Raw genomic sequence first — 18545 nt, 5'->3', positions numbered from 1 at the left:
CGGCTGCAGCACCGCCCCGTCGCCGACGCCACCCGCCGTTTCAGCGAGCCCGGCGGCGAGCGAGGAGGGCCTGCCGTCACTCCCGGATGGCCGGCGCTATATCGTTGATCCCGCCGCCTCGCACCTGCGGATCATTCTGGGCGCCGAGGGGCCGCTCGCCGCGCTCGGCCATCCCCACGTCATTGGCGGGCCGTCGAGGGGCTCGAGCCGGATGTTCCGGAGAGTGCCATCCGCGCCACCCGGCAGAACATGCTCGGCGAGTCCCAGCTCGATGCCGCCTCGCATCCGCTCATCCGACTCTCGAGTCTCGAGATCACCGGCCCCGAGTGGCAGCCGGATGTGCGCTTTCGCGTGACCATCGCCGGCGAGACGTCGGTTCACACCGTACCCATTTCGCTGGACCGGGATGACAGCGAGCTCACCGCCACCGGCGCACTGAGCACGCGCTTCAGCGAGCTGGGCCTTGTCCCCTACTCTGCGCTGGGCGGCGGGTTGCGCGTCGCGGATGAACTGCGCATCCGCTTCCAGGTCAAAGCATTCACCGATGAGTCGCCCTAACCGCGCCATTCGCCGCTATCTCGCGGTCATCATTGTCAGCCTGACCGTGGTGGCCTGCAGCCGTGTCGAGCTGGCCTACGAAAACGCGGACTGGGTCGGTGCGTGGCAGGTGAGTGACTATCTCGACCTCACCGGCGAGCAGCGTAGCCGGCTGCGCGATGGGCTTGCCGTCTATCAGCAATATCACCGGCAGAACCGCCTACCCGATATCAATGCTTATCTGGACCGGGTGGATACCGTGCTCGCCACGCCAGAACCGCAAAAGGCCGATGTGGACGCACTTTTCATCGACGGCGAGCAGCTCGTCCGGACCAACGTCACTGACGTGATACCGCTCGCCGCAGAGCTGCTGAGAGAACTGGACGGCGATCAGATCGAGGCCTTACGGACGACGCTGGCCGAGGGCCGGGATGCCTATATCGAGCGTCTGCTGGTTGATCAGGAGCAGCGCGCCATCGAGCGCACCGAGAACTGGGTCGGTCGGCTGAATACGCGGCAACGCACCGAATTAACCCAGTGCGTCGCGGCGATGCCAGATGTCAGCGAGGAATGGCAGACCTGGCGCCGGCAGACCGAAGCGGATCTGATCAATCTGCTAGGCAACGACGCACCGCAGGCCGAGGTGGAGGCGTTCCTCCAGGGCTGGCTGCTGGAAGACGCCGCCCGACCACCCGTGCTGCAGGACTACCGGCAGACCAGCCGCGCGCTCTGGCGACGCTGCACCCACCGGCTTCTGACCACCCTCACCCCGGCGCAGCGCGCCCAGGCCCGGGAGCGGCTCGCCGGCTATCGTGGCGACCTGGAGACCGTGGCATCGCGCTAGAGACTTTGCGTGGCGAGTCAGTCATTCGGCGTGTGGCTCGGTTGCGCCGGGGCAAGCAGGTGCATGACCAGCCGCAGCAAGCAGGGTCAGTGCCGTCAGGCCGTTTTCATCAAACGTCAGCGGCATGCCTTCCTGGCGCAGGTACATAAGAGACAGGAAGGCGCCCGAGCGCTTGTTGCCATCGGAGAAGGGGTGATTTTTGATCACGAAATACAATAGATGGGCGGCGCGTTCTTCGCGCGTCTTGTACAGCGGCTCGCCGAACATGGTCTGCTCGATGCCACCGAGGATCGCGGCCAGTCCCTCACCCCGGTCACGAGCAAATAGTTCGTTGGCCTCGCCACGGCTTTTCAACTCGTCCGCCAGCGCATCGAGCGCCCCACGTGCTTCGTCCAGATTCAGCACGCCGCGTGGCGGCTGACCTCCGGCCAGTTCACCGAGCTGGTCTTCGTCGTAATCGAGCAGCAAGCGCCAGGTACGGGCATACCCGAGCACCAGACCGATCACATCGCGCCCGATGTCGCCCACCAACTCCTGGCGCACCCGCGTTTCGCCCAGCAGATGGACGGCCTGCTCCAGTTCGGTCAGGCCGCGTTGCGCCAACCGATGCTCATTGAGGCTGTAGCCCTGAGTGAGATGCTCGCGAAGGACGCGGGTGGCCCACTGCCGGAAGCGGGTGGCTCGAGTTGAATTGACGCGGTATCCGACTGAGATAATAGCGTCTAGGTTGTAGTGGTCCACCTGGTAGGTCTTGCCATCAGCAGCAGTTGTTGCACTTTTTGCAACAACTGCTTCCCGCTCAAGTTCTCCAGAGGAACAGACGTTCCGAAGGTGCCGGGAGATGACCGATTTATCCCTCCCGAACAGATCGGCCAACTGTTGCAGGCTCAACCATAAGGTTTCACCTTCCAGACGCACTTCAACCGTATTGGCTTCATCCTTGAAGATGACGATTTCACTCATACAGCCCCATGCTGTCAGATATCAGGTTCATGATCGGGTCTCTTGTACCTTATATCGTCTTGCGAGGACGTGCCCGAGGGTCACGATCCGGAAATGTGGCGTAAGCATCAGGGGTGCGATTGAGCGCGACGAGGCTGTCACTGAGGCCCATCCCCATCGTCATCTAACGGTCGATTCAGCAACCGGTCGACGGACTCGTTATGGCGGCGGACGGTGTGATCGCCCCAGATGATCGCCGCGATCCAGCACAGCACCGGGCCAATGACCGTGCCCGCGCTTGAAAGCGCCACCAGAATCAGCACGATGGCCCCTGCCGCGCTGGAGTAAAAAACGCCCAGAGGCCCGAACAGGAATGTCAGGATCGCAGAGGTGATGCGGGATTTCTGGCGTAGGTTCATAGAGGCTCCGGGTGTTCTTAAACGTCTAACCGACTGTCGCCACGTACTCGGCCAGCACCCGCAGATCCCCGGCCTCATCCGCCGACTCGAAGACGATGTCCTCATAACCCGGGGTCGTGGTTTCACACGCAAGGACGATTCGCTGGTGCCGCCAGCCTTCCCCGTCATCAGCCGGTGCCTTTTCACTATGATAGCGCTTGACGGTCAGTCCGGAACCGGTGTCCGGGTCCTGGATATCGCGATGCTGGACGAGGACGATTTTGCCCTCTCGAGTGCCACCGGGGCTGGCGCGGAACAGGCAGAGAGAACCATTGGGAATGCGCTGGTTCATCGACTCACCCACCACGCGCATGACGAAGTGATCCGCCCGGGCGTTAAACGACTCCGGCAATTCGACCCAGGTCTGTGAGTCGATTGGGCTGCTCTGGCGCACCGGTGAGTCGGCAAAGGCCCCGGCCGCGGCAGTCATTTCCACGAATGGCACAGCGTTATCCGCGGGAGTGACGTCCGGTGCCTCAAGGAAAATCGCATTGTCCCCGTCAGTCCCTTCAGGGTGGACTCTTGATATCGCGGGCGCGGCAATGGCCTCTGCCGCGCGGGCCTGGAACCAGGCCTGCGTCTCGGCATCGGTGCAATAGACAAGGCAACCCTTCATTCCGCGACTCATGAGCGTGCGGTAGGTGTTGCGGATGATGCGATCCGCCCGCGCCGTCGCCTCGGCCCGATCCGTATTAAACAGGGTCTTATAACCCCGCAGGGAGCGATCGGTTTTTGCCCGCTCGGCCGGTTGTGTGACGATTTCACCGTTTCGCACCACCAGGTCGGGGCCGATGATCACCCCGACATAGTCCATCTCCAGCCCCTGGACGGTGTGAATACAGCCAACCTGGTCAATGGAGTGTGCCCGCTCGAGATATCGCCCCTCGTCCTCATCAAGATTCCATGCCATGGCAAAGCCGGCATCGGCGAATTCGATGTCAGCGACGCCCGGCGTCTTTTTGCTCACCCAGTCCCAGCAATAGCCGGCCACCACCCGCGCCTTGCTCCCGGCGCGATCCAGTTCCACTACCCGCCGCTGTAGCTCATCCGGGGCGTCCACCACTTCGAAGTGATAGGGCACGCCCTCGAGATCATCCTGAGCGGTCGGCCGAATCCCCAACAGCTGATCGAGCCAGGCCAGATACCCGTCCGAGCCATTACAGCGGAACTGCGACTGCAGCACCATGCGCTGCACCGTGGCGCCGGCCTGCGCCGCCCAGCGCTGAATCTCGGCAATGGACCCGGCGTCCTGCCAGGTGACCTGCTGGTCCTCGTCGATAAAGAAAATGCTCGCCTTCGCCGCGCGGATGATGTCGCGGGTCTGATTGGTGCCGGCTTTCTGGTATTGCGAGCGCTCCTTGATGCGGTGGCCTTCGTCGACCACCAGGGCATCCATCTCATCGTCGTCCGCCCCTGCATAGGTGCCCGAGCCCTTGAACAGGTTATCGAAACGACTTCTCTTGAGTGTCCCCGTCAGGCGGGCCTGATAGACCTGGCGGGGCGCGCGATTGGGCGTGACATAATGGCCGGTCAGGCCCCGGTTGATTAGCTCCACCAACAGGTTGATGGCCACTACCGACTTACCCGTACCCGGACCACCCTCCACGATCAGTACCTGCTTGTGCCCGGCATTGGCGAGGCTGACGACCTCAAGCGCCGTCTCATAGGCGAGCTTCTGATCATCGATCATCAGGAAATCGCGCTTGCCACGCATCAGATCGGAGAGCGAGGCAGCCAGATCCCGTGACGGGCGGATGCGGCCATGCTCGATGCGGTAGAGCGTGCGATTGAGATCACCGGCTTTGACGTACCGCGCAATGAATGCGCGCAGCTTCTGCGGATCGTGCTTGAGAAAAACCGGGGCCCGTTCGAGATCGTCGCTATACCGCTCGTCACCAACCCCGGTGCGGTCCACGCAATTATGCAGATAGGCGCAGGGAATCAGGCGGATGGCGTCGTCCTGCACCGTGGCGTTGAAGTCCTGCAGCAGCGAGGCGTAACTCCAGGCCTGGTACGAGGGGTGTGTCGTCTCTCTATCGCTGCCGCCGAGCCAGGTGCGGACAATCGCCTCCTTCGATGTCGCCGTCACATCACTCCACTGCTTGAGCTCAATGATCACGCAGACGTCCTGACCGCTGTCATCGGTGCCGGAGACAATAAGGTCGACGCGCCTGGAGGTCTGCGGGATCCGATACTCGACCGCGATGCCGGCGTCATCGGGGACGATCCTGTCCTCGAGGACGTTTTTCATGCGCAGCAGTGATTCCTCCCAGGACCTGCGCTCGCCATCACTGACGCTGCCCTGCCCCGACTTTTGCATTGCGTCGAGAACGCGGTCGGCGATGCGATTATCCCCGACGTCCCTCAGAAACCCCGGCTTATCACTGGTGTAGACGAGCATCCTGCTCCTCCGGCTCGGCGCCTGACTTGGCCTGTACGCCCTCAACGATACATCCTGTGCACACGCGAATCAGGGAAGAAGCCATGGCGGACTATTACTCGGATAATGCCGAGACCCTCTTCGAGCGCTACAACGCGCTCGATTTCGAGGGGGTGCATGCTGCGCTAATCCCAATGCTGCCGGGCACACCGAGGGCGGCGCTAGATATCGGTGCGGGTTCCGGCCGTGATGCCCAAGCGCTCGCAGAAAGAGGCTGGGAAGTGGTGGCAGTGGAACCTGCCAAGCGCCTGCGGGAGCTCGGGCAGAAACACACACAACGCACGCCAGTATGGTGGATAGATGACTGCCTGCCAGACCTAATTCGGACACGGGCATTGTCCGAGCGTTTCAACCTAATCCTGCTATCCGCGGTGTGGATGCACGTGCCGCCCGGCGAGCGGCAGAGGTCGCTCAGGACGCTAGTCGATCTACTAACGCCAGGAGGCGTTCTTTACCTCACATTGCGGCATGGCCCCGGTGATGGAGAGCGGACTTTCTATCCAGTCAGTCACAATGAAGTGATCCATCTCGGCCTCCGCGAAGGCCTGGTCGACATAACGCCCGCGCCCCAGAGACCGCAAGCGCTTGACTTGCAGGGCCGCGCTGCGGTCACTTGGGAGGCGGTTTGCTTACAGCGACGCCACGAGGCCGATTACGATACTGATCCGGCATAAGGAACTAGAACGCTCATGGCCGATCATGCCCCGTCTGCAGCGATGCCTCTCCCCCGGCTGATCCACGGCGGCGCCGATGATCCGCTGCTGCCGCAGCTACTGACTTCAATTCGCCAAGCCTCAGAGATTGAGCTGGCAGTATCCTTTATTAAAAGTACTGGTCTTGCCCTAATCTTCGACGCCCTAAGCGAGCGTTGCAATCAGCAACGCCCCGTCCGAATCCGCATCATTACGAGTGATTATCTCGGCGTCACCGATCCTCAGGCCCTCCGCAGCCTAATGCTGCTGAGCGAGCGCGGCGCTGATGTTCGGGTATTCGAGACCCACGGCAGGAGCTTCCACCTCAAGGCCTATATTTTTACCCGCGAGGGTGGCAATCGCGGTGAGGCATTCATTGGTTCAAGCAATATAAGCCGCGAGGCGCTTACCGCTGGTCTCGAATGGAACTACCGGGTGGAGGGGTTCGATTCCACTGGGGAGAAGCGGCTTGCCGAAATCCGCAATGCGTTCGAAGCGATCTTTACCGCCGACGAGGCCCGCGCCTTGGATTACGCGTGGATCGAGGCCTATGAGCGGCGGCGGCCGATGACTCGTCCTGTAATTTCGCCCGGTAGCGACGATCATGAACTGCCCACCCCTGATCCAACCACGACTCAACTCGAGGCCCTAACCGCCCTGAAGAACTCCCGTAAGGCAGGCTATTCTCGGGGCCTGGTCGTGATGGCGACAGGCCTCGGCAAGACCTACCTGGCTGCATTCGATGCCGAGCAGGCCGGCGCCGACCGTGTGCTGTTCGTTGCTCACCGCGCCGAAATACTGTTACAGGCAGAGGCTACATTCCAGCGGGTTTTCCCGAAGGCGCAGATCGGTCGCTATCAGGGCGACGAGCGCGACACCCATGCCGATATGCTGTTCGCCTCAGTGCAGACACTGCACCAGGCGCGCCACCTAGCTCGGTTCGATCCCGACGCCTTCGAATACATCATTATCGACGAATTTCATCATGCCGCCGCCGGCACCTATCGCCGTTTGCTGCAGCATTTCATGCCGAACTTCCTGTTGGGTCTGACCGCAACTCCCGATCGCGCCGACCAGGCCAATATCCTGTCGCTTTGCGACGACAACCTGGTCTATAGCGCTGACCTATTCGATGGTATTCGGGCCTCACTGCTCTGCCCATTCCACTACTACGGTATCTTAGACGAGACTATCGACTACCAGTCGTTGCCTTGGCGTAATCGCCGATTCGAGGAACACGCCCTCGAAAACCAGTTAGCCACACGAAGCCGTGCTCGCCATGCTCTGCGTGAATGGCGGGATAAAGCTGCTCTGCGTACTCTCGCCTTTTGTGGATCACGCCGGCACGCGGACTTTATGGCTGACTATTTCCAACATGCAGGAATATCGGCGACTTCTGTCCATGGCAGTTCAACCACCAGCCGTGACGAGGCCATTGAGCGACTCACTGATGGCCGAATTTCGGTAGTCTTCTCAGTGGACCTTTTCAGCGAGGGCGTGGATATCCCGGCGGTGGATACCATCCTGCTACTACGACCCACCGAATCGCCGGTGCTTTTTCTGCAACAAATCGGCCGTGGGCTCCGCCAGGCGGATGGAAAAGACCACCTGGTCGTCCTGGACTTTGTGGGTAATCATCGGGCATTCCTAAATCGGCCTCAGGCCTTGTTTGAGCGCGAAGCTACCGGTGACGGATTGCGGAAGTTTACTCAGGCCTATCGAAGCAGCACGCTCGAACTGCCGCCTGGGTGCTTCGCCAACTATGACCTGCAGTTCATTGAATTCCTTGAAAGCCTGATTCCGGGCAATGCCGGAGCAGAATTCGAAAACCTGCGTGCCGCCCTTGGCCGTCGTCCTACCGCGACCGAAGCTTATCGAGCCGGCCTCAGCCTGAGGAAACTGCGCGATGACGCCGGGCACTGGTGGGCGTTCGTCGGCGCTAAAGATGAGCTGAGCGACGCAGAGGCAGATTGCGTCACCGCGCACGGTGATTTTCTGCGGGAGGTTGAGACTACAGCGATGACCAAGTCGTACAAGATGGTGCTTCTGGAGGCTTTCCTAGAGATCGATGGGTTCACTGCACCGCCAACGCTGGAGGCGCTCACTGCGGCGTCCGCGCAAATCTTCCACCGACGCCCTGCCCTTTTTGACGATTTGCCACGGCCCCTACAGTCGAACGATGCGCTTGATTCTGAAACCCTAAGTAAGGAATGGAGAAAGAATCCAATTCACTTTTGGACAAAAGGAGACAAAGGCCCGGAGGTTAATCGATGGTTTGTTGTCGAGGGGAACCACTTCCGACCCACCTTTACATTGAGTGACCAGATCGATCAGACAACTTTTACAAATATGGTCCAAGAATTAGTAGACTATCGGCTAGCGCAGTATCGGCCTAAGGAAGGTGGCACTGGCAGTACGACGGTCCTCCCATTCCCAGGCGGACAGGGGCGGCCAACGATTCCCTACTACTCGGATCTGAAAATAGCCTGCGGGCACTTTCGCACAAGTAATCCTGAGGAACCTGAGCACATAGGCATACCCGCGGACGTTGGTCGCATTGATCCTGAGCGCCACTTCGTCGCTCGGGCGCGTGGTGACTCGATGAATGGCGGTAAGCGTCCAATTCAGAACGGTGATTACCTGCTGATGGAATGGGCAACACCGACATCTGCTGGCTCGATTACCGGGTCAACGATGGCGATTGAGCGTGCTGATGAGGCTGGTGATACGCAGTACCTGCTTCGTGAGGTTATTAAGGACGCCGATGGGCATTATCGGTTGCGTGCTAAGAATCCAGAGTACGAGGATCTCGCCGCTGATGAATCTATGCGCACCTTCGCGCGATTGAAAGAGCTCCTCGATCCCCTCGCGATGGCCAGGGGCCAAAGCTTTTACCGAAAAGAGATCCCGCCGCTATTCGGTGAGGTCTTTAATGCAGCTATCTGGGAGACAGGCCATGTGGTGCTGGCTGATCGGACCCATGTTCTGCTGGTAACGCTCAACAAACAGGGCAAGCAGACGAAGCATCGCTATCTCGATCACTTCATGGATGACCACACGTTTTATTGGCAGAGTCAGAATCAGACCAAAGCCACTAGCAAGCGTGGACGGGAGATCATTGAGCAAGCCAAACGCGGCACGCGGATCCACCTTTTTGTTCGTGAAAATCGGCTGAAATCTGACGGCCGAGCTGCACCGTTCCGCTATATGGGGGAGTTGGAATATTTGTCGCATGAGGGAGAGGAACCGATGGGAGTAAAGTTCTCAGTATCGTAATAACCGACAGGCAGATCCATGCGGGATTGGTCGTCGAATGTGCCCCACCAGTTCTGCTGGGAGGCGCTGTTGAGTGGTGAGAAAGCGCTATACAAATGGTCAAGTCCCGCTCTTCTCGAGCGTAGTGACCACATGCGCCCGCCGTTATTCGCAATACGCCTGCGTGCCATGCTCGAGGCACATCTCGTCAGATTCTCTTAAGTCGAATAAAGCGCTGGAGGCGATGGCCATCACAAATCAGTCCTAATCGCCTCGTGATTCTGTGGGACGGCGACTGCCACCCGCGCACCGCCGATTCCGTCATGATCGATCCACCGCGGTAACTTTAGCCTCGCGGATAAATTCTGTTTGAGCAGAGATACCTGCAAGGAGGGCGACCGTGGCAGCCAATATCAGGCCAGGAAACGGGAATGATCGGCGCCGTGCAAAATGGCGCGCTGAAGTGGCTTTGTCCTTCGGACGGCGGGTACCGGTTAATTTGTAAACGCCGGTTGCGTCTCCATCGGTATTAAGTTTCGGGCATGTGAACCTAGGACATCTCAGCCGGGGGCTCGGATCAAGTGCAGTATGTGGTCGCTCCTTGTTTGAGAGGTCGATATAACTGCCGAGCCCACACTCCAGGACAGTCGCGCTCTCGTAGCCACGCACGCAGATGTCCTAGAGGCCTCCTGTTCAAATCCCGAACCTTTTCGGTTGATGCATTGAACGGCGGTGCCCCAGTTCTATACCCGTCGCGTCGGTGACAGACCGGGGGAAGTGGCTCGCATCAGTCTGCGAGGCGAATGAAAAACCCAGCCCCAACCCGATCGAAAGGGCCATCCTTCTGGATGAGTCGGACTCGGTCTTCAAGCGGTGCGTCGTAAAGCAGATACGCACGGCCATCCACTTCCGCCGCCGGTGCAAGCAGACTACTCGATTCGCCATCGACCCGGAATTTTGTCGGATGGTGGGCATCTGGACTCAGCATAAAGCTGATCGCGGACATCTCCCCTTCCATGGCCGTGAAATCATCACCCGTCTGTAACGCAACGCGATGGTATCCGGGCAGGCTGGCCGATTCGCTCACGGCAATGAAGTAGGCATGATCGGCACGTTGCGCATCAATAACGGGGATCTCGCCCTCGATCGTGACCTCAAAGCCGGTATCTGTCGTCTCCAGCTCAAAATCGTCAATCGCCATGTACTGCTCGAGGATGTCGCGGACAGCATCGACCTGCGCCCGCTGCTCGTTGTCGAGCTCTCCGAGGTTGGAGAATACGGCCTCGAACTCTGCCATCATTTCAGCACCATCCGCTGCCGACTGGAGCTGCTGGACATCGAGCTCGACTTCCACCTCGTCGGCTTTACAGGCGACGAGCACGATCGCTGCACCCCCGAGAATGAGCGCCCGCCTGACGTATCGAGCTAAAGAGGACTTCATGGCTACTGCTCCATTCAGGTGAGTTCAATCTAGACGCTACCCGGGTCGAGTAACATTGAACAGAAGAAGGTGGCCTTCCCTGGCCAAATCCGGCCTCACAGCCCGATCGCGTTCCCTGCGGAAAAGACTCTAATGGCATGAGACGTCATATCGTGTCGCAGGTGATGCTAGCCCCGTCCAGCGGCATACCGCGCATAGTCTCCGTCCGCAATCCAGGCATGTTCGGGCACTGGGCGGTTATAGTGATAGGCCTGGGCTGTGATCGCCTCGCCGCTGGCCACAAGCCAGGCAATTACCGTCGTGCGAATATAGAGCGAGCCGGCGGGATCGGCGGGGTTGTAATCCTCGAAGGCGTCGAGCGCGGGTAGACGGGTATCATCAACCGCGCAGACCTCGCCGTGGACAACGCCATCGCCGGGTACCAGGCCCGGATAGCCGCCAAGGTCGTAGAGCAGACCCGACGTTGTCGCTGCCCCGAGCGGCTCGGCATCACCCAGCAACCCGGCGCCCTCAAAACCCGGTCGCAACAGCCCGTAGACAAAAATGCGTTTCACGGATCACTCATGATGAGGCGTATATTCCGACGTCATGGATACCATCGAGTTTGAGGACTTCGCCCGCGTTGAGCTGCGCGTCGGCACGGTGATCGAGGTTGAGGCATTTCCCGAAGCCCGGCAGCCCGCCTGGCGACTGCGCATTGATTTCGGCCCGGAGATCGGCGAGCGCAAGTCCAGCGCGCAGATCACTGACCTCTACGATCGCCAGAGCCTGCTTGGCCGCCAGGTGGTGGCCGTCATCAACTTCCCGCCCAAACAGATTGGACCATTCCTGTCGGAATGCCTCGTCACCGGTTTTCACCGGGCGGATGGGGCCGTTGTGTTATGTGCCCCTGATGGCGCCGTCCCCAACGGCAGCCGGCTGGCGTGATTACACCCCAGGCAGCTTACCTCCACCACAACTGTAGGTTATATCTTCCCATGGGCCCGCAAGTCATCCAGAAGGGCTTCATAGGACATGGTCGGTTCGGCGACCCGGTCCTTAAAAGCGGCGAGGTCCTCCTGGTCCTCCGCTAGAGAGGATCGCTCGGCCGTGCGGCGGATGGCGTCGGCGACCCGTTCGGGATCGGCGTGGTGGGGCATATGACCCATCCCCTCGACACGGGTGAGGTTGACGCTATCGACGGCCGCGGCAAGGCGCTCGGCGTGGTATTGGAGGCCGACGGTTCGATCGGCCCGTCCATGCACCACCTCAATGGGAATGCTCAGGTCGGGATACTCCGGGACCATTGCCTCAAGATAACCCTCGAGCTGGTCGATCTGAAGTGCATTGATCTGCATCTGGCGGGTCCTGAGCGTGAGCTCGAGCCCAAGATGATCCAGATACCCGTCGGGCACCTCATTGGGCTGGAAGACACGCTCAACCGAGGCATTCACCAGCTGCCGGGGCGCGATGTGCGAGATCGTCGGCAGGACAATATGCTGTCCGAGGGGTGAGGCGGAGAGCTGACGCCAGAACCCAAGCCCTCCGGGCCATGGGTGAGAAGCCGGCGCGAGCAGCGTCAGACCCGCCACGTCATCACCGGCGCGCAACGCCCAGGCAAGGGCCACGGCGCCGCCGTAGGAATGCCCGAGCACAATGGGCTGATCAACCCCGAGCTGCCCGGCCGCTCGGCGCAGGATCTCGGCCTGCTCCATTGGGCTGAGCGGCTCGCCGAGGCTGTCCGAATAGCCGAACCCCGGCCGGTCAAAGGCGATCACCCGGAATTCATCAGCCATCCGGTCGATCAGATCAAAGCTGAAATCCCGCGCGTTGCTGCTCGCGCCGTGGATCATCACCAGGTCCAGGCCCTCGCCCTTCACAATGGCGTGGACCCGCCCTTGCGGCAGCGTGACGAACCGGCCCTCCGGGCCCATCTCTGCATGCGGCATGTGGTCCTCCATTCCAAGCGAACAGGCGGTGATCACCGCCATGCCCAACAGCAGCGCCAGCCTCCTTGGCGCAGGCACCTTTTTGACGTACGTTATAGACCATGTTCTTCATGGAGACCGATCGCATGAGTGCAAACACGGACAAAAAGCAGGAGCGAATTAACCTCAGGCTACAGCCTCAGGCCAAAGCAATGCTGGAGCGTGCCGCGAGCTTTGAAGGCAAGACCGTGAGCAGCTTCATCCTAGCCAGCGCGATCACGCACGCCGAAGAGAAGATCCATGAACATGAGACCATGCAGCTAGCCGCCCAGAATGCCAATGAATTCTTTCAGGCGCTGGACAAGCCTGTTCGATTCAACCCGAGGCTCGTCGCGGCGCTCGAGGAACATCAATATCGCGTCGCGAATCATTAGCACAGGCCTCGAGAGGGATGCACGACCTCGTCATCGAAGCGCTGAGTTCTCGACACGATAGAACCGGCTTTTCCAGCGCTGAGCCCTCTCTCGACGAATATCTCCGTAAGCGTGCACGACAGGATGTCAAACGCCAGACCAGTCGGGTATTCGTGGCAACTACATACGACAACCCGTTGGTCATTCTAGGGTATTACACACTCTCCAGCCTCTCGATAGCGCTGAACGACCTCCCGGAGGACCACGCGCGCAGATTGCCACGCCATCCAATCCCGGCGGCGTTACTTGGCAGATTGGCCGTGCGGAGGGATGTTCAAGGACAAGGCATTGGCCGGCTGCTTTTGGCCGATGCCATCAAACGCACCCTGGGCGTGAGCGAAGAGATCGGCATTTACGCAATGATAGTCGACGCGATCAACGAAAGCGCCCACAACTTTTACGAGCAATACGGTTTCATGCCCCTAGGCCACTCCAGCACCCGATTATTCTTGCCGCTGAAGCGGATTTGATCGCCTGGCGGGCTTGCAAAACCTTTCACTCACCCTGCAACGTCATCACCAGCGTCCGCGGCCCGCCCCGGTCGCGGTGCTCGCAGAAGTAGATGCCCTGCCAGGTGCCGAGGTTAAGCCGCCCCTCGGTAATCGGGATCTGCACGCTCGCACCCATCAGGCTCGCCTTGATGTGCGCGGGCATGTCATCCGGGCCCTCGATGGTATGGGTGTACCCGGCCGGGCCCTCGGGGACGAGTCGGTTCATGCTGGTCTCGTAATCCGCGCGAACCGAAGGATCGGCGTTCTCGTTGATCGTCAGCGATGCCGAGGTGTGCCGCATGAACACGTGCAATAGACCGACACGGAGCTCAGCGATGTCGGGCATCGCCTCGCACACCGCCTCAGTCACCAGATGAAAGCCCCGCGGCCGGGCGAGTTCAATTTCCCGCTGAATCCACATATCGCTTAGGATACAGGATCAACCGGGCAATTATGGATATGACTGTGAACACCCGGCTGCCACCGCCCGTTATCCTACTGTTCGCCGTCGCCGCCGTCTGGGGAATCGACTGGTTGGCACCCGCGACGCGGTTTGAGGCGCCCTGGCTGACCCCGATGACGGTGACGCTCGCCGCGGCCGCCGCTGGCGTCATGCTGGCCGCGGCACTGTGGTTTGCCCGGCAGAAGACGACGCTCAACCCCATGCACCCGGAGCGGGCCCGCCATCTGCTGACCACCGGGCCTTACGCGATCAGCCGCAACCCCATCTACCTCGCGGACACCGCGCTGCTCCTTGCCTGGGCGCTATGGCTCGGCAATGCAGCCGGGCTGCTCATGGTGCCGGTGTTCATACGCACCCTGACCCGCCTGCAGATCGAACCTGAGGAGCAGGCGCTCGCCCATAAATTCGGCGAGGCCTATCGCGACTACTGCCGCCGGGTCCGGCGGTGGCTGTAAAGGGCGTTTCAACGCACCACTGCCCTGCCCTCTGCCTCGCGGATGACAACGGGATCCCTCGCCGCATCGGTGCATAGATACTGCGGATCCACCTTGATCCCCACCCGCGGCAGGTCCAGGCGGTCGGCATCCCAGCAGGTCGCGATCGTGGCATCGGCATGCGTGCGCTCGACGGTATGGCCCCGGCAGGCGATGACAAGCAGATCGAGCTCCGCGTCACTGGCCGGCAACAGCCCCTCGGCGTGGTAGGCAAGCGCCAGTTCAGCGCCCTTCGGGCCGTGTTCAATATCCCAGCCATCGGTTTCGCGGCAGCTGTCATGAAAGAAGGCGAACAGCTCGATGACCCGGCGATTGGCACCGGTAGCGCCGGCAAGCAGCAGCCCGTTGTGGCGCACACGATGCCAGTGATCCGGCCCATGCGGGCTGTGGTCGGGCAGCACGAAACAGCCGCTGGTGTATTCAAGAACCGCCTCGCGTTCTGCGGCGGAAAGCGCCTCGGCGATGGTTGATTGATTCAAATCGAAGTCCTCACTCAGGCGACTGGGCAGGCGGGAAGTTGATGAGTCTGCGCCACGCCTGCATGATCTCGCGGCAGGGATTGCGCGGGAAGTTGCCCTTGGCGGTGGATTTCAGCCCCTTCCCGCCAATGGCCTCGGCGAGCAGGCCGAACAGCTGCGCCAGGGGCGCATCGGGCTCGCTCTCAAGCACGGTACTGACCTGCAGTACGTCGGGGGATTCCAGCGGAAAATGCAGCAGCTGCCGCATCTGGTCAGGGGATAAGCCGCGAAAATCCTCGAATCGGCGATGGTTGCGCTGGAACTGAAACGAATCCAGGAACGCCTGGAGCGCTTCCGTGGAGCCGAACTCCCGATCGCCAATCGCCTGCTCGAGCTCCTCGATCGCCGCTGTGGCCGGCCCACCGAGGGATGGGTCATTCCGACCGATCTTGTTCAAGGACATCACTGCCTCCCCAGCGGGTCATTCGTACTGGCTCCACAGGCTCAAGACTCTAACAACATCGCTCTGGGCTTGCTCGTGTAAACCCAGCACCACTGGGGTGATCAAATTGTACGTTACGATGACCAAAATCAGTGGTGAACCCCATGTCCGTAAAGCCTTTGATCCGCCCACGCCCCCTGCTGCTCGGCGCTGCCCTGCTGCTTGTCTTCGCGACGGCCGGGGCCGATGACCGATCACAGTCAGGCATGGTTGTGGCGGCCCATCCGCTGGCGACCGACGCGGGGGTCGAGATGCTCGAGGCCGGCGGCACCGCCATTGATGCGGCGATCGCGGTACAGGCCGTCCTGACCCTGGTTGAACCGCAGTCCAGCGGGATCGGCGGCGGCGCGTTCATGCTGTACTACGACGGCACAACCACCGATGTGCAGGCCTATGACGGGCGCGAGACCGCTCCCGCAGCGATTGAGTCCGACCACTTTCTCACCGAGGCCGGCGCCCCGATGGACTTCCTCGATGCCGTCCCTGGTGGCCAGTCGGTGGGCGTACCCGGCACCCTGCGCATGCTCGAGCTCGCCCATGCGGAACATGGCGAACTACCGTGGGGATCACTCTTTCAGCCGGCCATCCGCCTTGCCGAGGCCGGCTTCGAGGTGACACCCCGGCTGGCCGGGATGCTGCGCATCGATCTGCCACTGGCGGCGTTCGAGCCCATGGCCGGGTATTTCTTCCCCGATGGCGCGCCGGTCAGCGCCGGGATGACACTGACCAACCCGGCCCTTGCCGAAACCCTTGCGGCAATCGCGGACCGCGGCGCGGACGTCTTTTATGAGGGCGCGATTGCGGATGCCATCGTGACCACCGTGCAGGCCCACGGGGGCAAGCTCACCCGTCAGGACATGGCGGACTATCGGGCGGTTGAGCGTCCACCCGTCTGCCGATCCGTCGCGGGGCACTCAGTCTGCGGCATGCCGCTTCCCAGCAGCGGCGGCATGACCGTTCTACAGATCCTCCGCCTGCTCGAGATCGCGGGCGCTGAAAACAATGACAGTACCCGGCTCGCCTGGGCGCATTCACTGCTCGAGGCGTCGCGCCTTGGCTTCGCGGACCGCAACGAATACCTCGGTGACACCGACTTCGTCGAAGTCCCCGTGGATACCCTGCTGAGTGAGCGCTATCTGACCGAGCGTGCCGGGCTGATCTCGCCGACGCAGTCCATGGGCAAGGCGCGCCCGGGCCTGAGCGATCCCGACTCCGCCATGAGCGGCGCAAAGCCCATCAATCACTCCACCAGTCACTTCAGCGTACTCGACGCCACCGGCAATGCCGTCTCGATGACCAGCTCAGTCGAGATGCCCTTCGGCTCGCGCCTGATGGTGGGCGGCTTTGTGCTCAACAATCAGCTCACAGACTTCCGCTTTGATCCCGCGGCGGCCGATGGACGCCCGCATCCCAACCGGGTCCAGCCCGGCAAGCGCCCCCTGTCCTCCATGTCACCGATGATCGCCCTCGACCGGGACGATCGACCACGGTTGATCATCGGCTCACCGGGCGGGACACGGATCATTGGCTATGTGGCACAGCGCGTGGCCGATGTGCTGATGCGCGGCAGAGAAATCAAACCGGCGATCGAGGCCGGGAATCTCGTCAACCGTAACGGCGCGACGCAGGTGGAGGCCGGCACCGAGGCGCAGGCCCTGGCGCCCGACCTTGAGGCACTGGGCCATGAGGTCGAAGTCGAGACCATGACCAGCGGGCTCCACGGCATCGAGCGCCTACCGGATGGAGGCATCCGCGGCGCAGCCGATCCCCGCCGGGAAGGAACGGTCGGTCGTCCAGGCCCTCCGTAGTCGAATCATCGCGACTGGCACCTGAGATGTTGCACTGCATCAGGCGGCTTGATATATTGCGCTGCAACAAGACGGCGAAAGCCGTTAAATGCCCCAAACGACCGATGAGGACGACATGATGAATACCGATATGTTTACCAAGTACACCGAGCAGGCCGAGAAGCTTTTCATGGGCCCGAGCCGCAGCTACGCCAAGCTGGCGATGGACTACACCCAGAAGGTGATGGATGCCCAGATTGAGGCGGCACGTACCTACACCGATCTTGGTATGCAGCAGGCCCGCGCCGCGCTGGATATCAAGGACCCGACCGCGCTTCAGCAGTACGCCGAGAAGCAGCAGGAAGCCGCCAAGAACCTGGGCGAGCGCGTCAAGGCGGACGGTGAGAAGGTCGTGGCCCTGAATCAGGACTTTGCCAACGAGGCCCGCAAGCTGGTCGAGTCCAGCGCCCAGAGCGCCTCGGAGACCGCCAAAGAGACCGTCTCGGCCGCCCAGAAGGCGACCAAGGGTAACTAAAACGCCCCTCCGGACCACAATCCGGAACACCGCGAACCGCCGGCCACCCGCCGGCGGTTTTTTAATGCGCGATATCGAACTCGAAGTGGTCCCAATGACCGCCCCGATCATCGTATTCAATGACCCGCCATTCGCCCGGTCGATTCCAGAAGACAATGAACGAGCGCAGCTTGTGCGAGTGGGGCCCCAGCAACTTCTTCAGCTGCCGGCTGCTTCGCGTATCGCCGGCCGAGGGCGCTGTTCCACCCTCGTGGACGGGATGGTTGTGATACTGACGGACCTCGTCGCAACCCAGTCGATCCAGGTGATCGCGCCACTTCGCCGGGTCGTCGGCCGGCCGGCACCGATACCGGGACCCGATTGACGCCGTCGCCCGAACCACCACGCCCTGGCGCACGAAGGCCGTCACAAAGACCTCACGGCCCTCGCGGTACATGCCCACGGCAAGCGCCTCCTCCAGGCTCGGGACATCCCGCCCCGCAAACCCGTACGCCTTTTTAAACGACTCTCCCTGCCGCCGGCGGCGGTATGCGCCAAAGCGCGCGGCCAGGGCCTGCTCAAGCGTTCTGACCTCGGCGCGGATCGCCGAGGCGCGCTGACAGGCCGCGCGATACCGCCGGGACACCAGCAGCAGGGCGCCATGAGCCATTCCGGGAGTGATCACCATCGCGACCGCGCCCTGGGTCAGCCCCTGTACGGCACGGTCCGCCAGGCCATAAGCCACCACCACGACCGGTATCGTCACAAGGGTCAGCACAAGGATCTGTTGCTTGCGAAGGATCAATGCCTCGGCATTGAGGCGTTCGTACGTGGACACGCGAAATCC

The 18545-nt window shown here is 61.4% G+C and carries 19 protein-coding genes and 2 pseudogenes; 10 read left to right on the top strand and 11 right to left on the bottom strand.

The window, feature by feature from the left end:
• The first annotated feature begins 249 nt into the window (after nt 1–249).
• Entirely contained in the window at nt 250–558 is a 309-nt protein-coding gene (locus BBH56_RS02920) for a YceI family protein (RefSeq protein WP_148121869.1), read from the top strand.
• Nucleotides 545–1381, top strand: a complete 837-nt coding sequence (locus BBH56_RS02915) for a DUF6279 family lipoprotein (RefSeq protein WP_148121868.1) — start codon at nt 545–547, stop codon at nt 1379–1381. The genes BBH56_RS02920 and BBH56_RS02915 overlap by 14 nt, the downstream gene beginning before the upstream one ends.
• 21 nt (nt 1382–1402) lie before the next feature.
• On the opposite strand, the gene rhuM is transcribed toward BBH56_RS02915, so the two are convergent.
• The 3 genes from rhuM to BBH56_RS02900 all read right to left on the bottom strand — a co-directional run bounded on the left by rhuM (nt 1403) and on the right by BBH56_RS02900 (nt 5182).
• Nucleotides 1403–2344, bottom strand: a complete 942-nt coding sequence (gene rhuM / locus BBH56_RS02910; protein WP_148121867.1) for a RhuM family protein — start codon at nt 2342–2344, stop codon at nt 1403–1405.
• 137 nt (nt 2345–2481) lie between these two features.
• Nucleotides 2482–2742: a hypothetical protein gene (locus tag BBH56_RS02905; RefSeq protein WP_148121866.1), complete on the bottom strand. Its 261-nt coding sequence runs from the start codon at nt 2740–2742 to the stop codon at nt 2482–2484.
• A 25-nt stretch (nt 2743–2767) separates the two neighbouring features.
• Nucleotides 2768–5182 carry a DNA/RNA helicase domain-containing protein gene (locus BBH56_RS02900; protein ID WP_148121865.1) on the bottom strand — a complete coding sequence of 805 codons (2415 nt, stop codon included), beginning with the start codon at nt 5180–5182 and terminating at the stop codon, nt 2768–2770.
• Nucleotides 5183–5265: 83 nt separating this feature from the next.
• Between BBH56_RS02900 and BBH56_RS02895 the strand changes: the two genes are divergently transcribed.
• Both BBH56_RS02895 and BBH56_RS02890 read left to right on the top strand, forming a co-directional pair.
• On the top strand, nt 5266–5895 hold the full coding sequence (locus BBH56_RS02895) for a class I SAM-dependent methyltransferase (RefSeq protein WP_148121864.1): 630 nt from the start codon (nt 5266–5268) through the stop codon (nt 5893–5895).
• A 15-nt stretch (nt 5896–5910) separates the two neighbouring features.
• Nucleotides 5911–9189: a DUF3427 domain-containing protein gene (locus tag BBH56_RS02890; protein ID WP_198515242.1), complete on the top strand. Its 3279-nt coding sequence runs from the start codon at nt 5911–5913 to the stop codon at nt 9187–9189.
• Between the two features lie 766 nt (nt 9190–9955).
• On the opposite strand, the gene BBH56_RS02885 is transcribed toward BBH56_RS02890, so the two are convergent.
• Together BBH56_RS02885 and BBH56_RS02880 are read right to left on the bottom strand one after the other, a co-directional pair.
• Nucleotides 9956–10549, bottom strand: a complete 594-nt coding sequence (locus BBH56_RS02885; RefSeq protein ID WP_198515241.1) for a hypothetical protein — start codon at nt 10547–10549, stop codon at nt 9956–9958.
• Between the two features lie 227 nt (nt 10550–10776).
• A complete protein-coding gene (locus tag BBH56_RS02880; protein WP_148121861.1) occupies nt 10777–11163 on the bottom strand; it encodes a gamma-glutamylcyclotransferase family protein in 387 nt (128 codons plus the stop codon).
• A 34-nt stretch (nt 11164–11197) separates the two neighbouring features.
• Here BBH56_RS02880 and BBH56_RS02875 point away from each other — a divergent pair, with 34 nt between their 5' ends.
• A complete protein-coding gene (locus tag BBH56_RS02875; protein ID WP_148121860.1) occupies nt 11198–11536 on the top strand; it encodes a tRNA-binding protein in 339 nt (112 codons plus the stop codon).
• A 38-nt stretch (nt 11537–11574) separates the two neighbouring features.
• Here BBH56_RS02875 and BBH56_RS09675 read toward each other — a convergent pair.
• Nucleotides 11575–11697: pseudogene (locus BBH56_RS09675) on the bottom strand (CopG family transcriptional regulator); the annotation flags it as partial.
• A gap of 24 nt (nt 11698–11721) precedes the next feature.
• Nucleotides 11722–12441 (bottom strand): annotated as a pseudogene (locus BBH56_RS02870) (alpha/beta fold hydrolase); the annotation flags it as partial.
• A 221-nt stretch (nt 12442–12662) separates the two neighbouring features.
• On the opposite strand from BBH56_RS02870, the gene BBH56_RS02865 reads away from it, so the two are divergent.
• Both BBH56_RS02865 and BBH56_RS02860 read left to right on the top strand, forming a co-directional pair.
• Nucleotides 12663–12950, top strand: coding sequence for a type II toxin-antitoxin system TacA family antitoxin (locus tag BBH56_RS02865; protein ID WP_159309328.1), 288 nt, complete (start codon nt 12663–12665; stop codon nt 12948–12950).
• Between the two features lie 17 nt (nt 12951–12967).
• Complete coding sequence (locus tag BBH56_RS02860) at nt 12968–13459, top strand: GNAT family N-acetyltransferase (protein ID WP_144347608.1); 492 nt, start codon at nt 12968–12970, stop codon at nt 13457–13459.
• Between the two features lie 25 nt (nt 13460–13484).
• Here the strand turns inward: BBH56_RS02860 and BBH56_RS02855 are convergent, their stop codons facing one another.
• Nucleotides 13485–13901, bottom strand: coding sequence for a secondary thiamine-phosphate synthase enzyme YjbQ (locus tag BBH56_RS02855; RefSeq protein ID WP_148121858.1), 417 nt, complete (start codon nt 13899–13901; stop codon nt 13485–13487).
• Nucleotides 13902–13933: 32 nt separating this feature from the next.
• Here BBH56_RS02855 and BBH56_RS02850 point away from each other — a divergent pair, with 32 nt between their 5' ends.
• Nucleotides 13934–14398, top strand: a complete 465-nt coding sequence (locus BBH56_RS02850) for a methyltransferase family protein (protein WP_148121857.1) — start codon at nt 13934–13936, stop codon at nt 14396–14398.
• Nucleotides 14399–14406: 8 nt separating this feature from the next.
• Here the strand turns inward: BBH56_RS02850 and BBH56_RS02845 are convergent, their stop codons facing one another.
• Nucleotides 14407–14916 carry an HD domain-containing protein gene (locus tag BBH56_RS02845; RefSeq protein ID WP_148121856.1) on the bottom strand — a complete coding sequence of 170 codons (510 nt, stop codon included), beginning with the start codon at nt 14914–14916 and terminating at the stop codon, nt 14407–14409.
• Nucleotides 14917–14926: 10 nt separating this feature from the next.
• A complete protein-coding gene (locus BBH56_RS02840; protein ID WP_148121855.1) occupies nt 14927–15358 on the bottom strand; it encodes a hypothetical protein in 432 nt (143 codons plus the stop codon).
• A gap of 143 nt (nt 15359–15501) precedes the next feature.
• Between BBH56_RS02840 and ggt the strand changes: the two genes are divergently transcribed.
• Nucleotides 15502–17205 carry a gamma-glutamyltransferase gene (gene ggt / locus BBH56_RS02835; protein ID WP_148121854.1) on the top strand — a complete coding sequence of 568 codons (1704 nt, stop codon included), beginning with the start codon at nt 15502–15504 and terminating at the stop codon, nt 17203–17205.
• 115 nt (nt 17206–17320) lie between these two features.
• Nucleotides 17321–17719 (top strand): phasin family protein, encoded by a 399-nt coding sequence (locus tag BBH56_RS02830; protein ID WP_318262584.1) that lies wholly within the window; start codon nt 17321–17323, stop codon nt 17717–17719.
• Between the two features lie 61 nt (nt 17720–17780).
• Here the strand turns inward: BBH56_RS02830 and BBH56_RS02825 are convergent, their stop codons facing one another.
• The gene (locus tag BBH56_RS02825; RefSeq protein WP_157809061.1) at nt 17781–18536 is read right to left on the bottom strand and encodes a hypothetical protein; all 756 of its coding nucleotides are present in this window, start codon (nt 18534–18536) and stop codon (nt 17781–17783) included.
• Nucleotides 18537–18545 lie beyond the last annotated feature (9 nt).

Origin of the sequence: Spiribacter roseus (assembly GCF_002813635.1) — a bacterium.
In the GTDB taxonomy this organism is placed as follows: Bacteria; Pseudomonadota; Gammaproteobacteria; order Nitrococcales; family Nitrococcaceae; genus Spiribacter; species Spiribacter roseus.
Note: the sequence above shows the minus strand (reverse complement) of the source record. Positions and strands in the feature narration are given on the sequence as shown.